Origin of the sequence: Neochlamydia sp. EPS4, assembly GCF_000813665.1 — a bacterium.
Classification (GTDB): Bacteria; Chlamydiota; Chlamydiia; order Chlamydiales; family Parachlamydiaceae; genus Neochlamydia.
On record NZ_JSDQ01000043.1, the window covers coordinates 1 to 1,566 of the forward strand.

General features: G+C 43.3%; 1 protein-coding gene. It reads right to left on the bottom strand.

What is annotated here, in order from left to right:
- Positions 1-1,566 (bottom strand): leucine-rich repeat domain-containing protein (locus DB42_RS04100; RefSeq protein WP_080502729.1); only part of this gene is annotated, 1,566 nt, incomplete at both ends.

Consider the following 1,566-nt stretch of genomic DNA (forward strand, 5'->3'; position numbering starts at 1 on the left):
TAGCTGTCCGATTTCTACAGGCAGGCTGGTGAGCTGGTTTTGATTTAATTCAAGCGTTTGCAGCTGAGACAGTAGCCCGACTTCTATAGGCAGAGCGGTGAGCTGGTTTTTGCTTAAGTAAAGCCATTGCAGCTTAGACAGCTGTCCGATTTCTACAGGTAGGCTGGTGATCTGGTTTTTGCTTAAGTTAAGCCCTTGCAGCTGAGACAATTGACCTGTTTCTGCAGGCAGAGTGGCGAGCTGGTTTTGATTTAAGGAAAGCAATTGTAGCTGAGACAGCTGCCCGATTTCTACAGGCAGACTGGTGAGCTGGTTTTGATTTAATTCCAGCCTTTGCAGCTGAGACAATTGCCCGATTTCTGCAGGCAGAGCGGTGAGCTGGTTTTGATTTAAAAGAAGATATTGCAGCTGAGACAATTGACCTATTTCTGTAGGCAGAACGGTGAGCTGGTTTTGATCTAAGTAAAGCAATTGCAGCTGAGACAACTGCCCAGTTTCTGCAGGAAGATTGGTAAGCTGGTTTTGATTTAAGTAAAGCTCTTGCAGCTGAGACAATTGGCCTATTTCTGCGGGCAGAGTGGTGAGCTGGTTTTGGTCTAAGTAAAGCTCTTTCAGCTGCGATAGCTGTCCTATCTCTGCAGGAAGGTCAGTAAGCTGGTTTTGGCTTAAATCAAGCTCTTGTAGCTGAGACAACTGCCAGATTTCTGTAGGCAGAACGGTGAACTGGTTTTCTCTTAAGCTAAGCTCTTGCAGCTGAGATAACTGCCAGAGTTCTCCAGGAAGGCTGGTAAGTTGGTTTTGAGTTAAGTAAAGCGCTTGCAGCTGAGACAATTGCCCAATCTCTATAGGTAGAGCGGTGAGCTGGTTTTGGCTTAAGTAAAGCCCTTGTAGTTGAAACAGTTGCCCGATTTCTTCAGGCAGGCTGGTGAGCTGGTTTTGATTTAAGTAAAGCCATTGCAGCTGAGACAGCTGCTCGATTCTTGCAGGAAGACTAGTGAGCTGGTTTTGGCTTAAGTAAAGCCCTTGTAGTTGAAACAGTTGCCCGATTTCTGCAGGCAGAGCGGTGAGCTGGTTTTGATTTAAGTAAAGCTTTTGCAGCTTAGACAGCTGCCCGATTTCTGCAGGCAGAGCGGTGAGCTGGTTTTGATTTAAGTGAAGCTCTTGCAGCTGAGATAACTGGCCTATTTCTGGGGGTAAGTAAGTCAAGCCTGCTTTAGATAAATCTAAAGCCATGATGTTTTTACAATTTTCTTCAATCCAATCTCTAAGAAACTCTCCTTTTTTTTCTAGAGGCAAGAGCTTAATTTCTTCTCGGCTCAAGTATTCTTCCCCACCAGGAAGTTTTTTCAAAAGTAAAAGACGATTGATATTTAAGAGATAAGAAGAGTAATTAGCCAGAGTAAGGCACCTCTTTTCTTCTATTTGCACTTTAAATTCTAAAGTTGAAAGAGACTTGGCTAAAGTAAAGATTTGCCTAAAAATTGCATTTACCTTTGCTGTTTTAGAAAGCTTTTCTTCCAGCTTATAAATCCTATCTACAATAAGAGCCTGCTCCTTAACATTTTC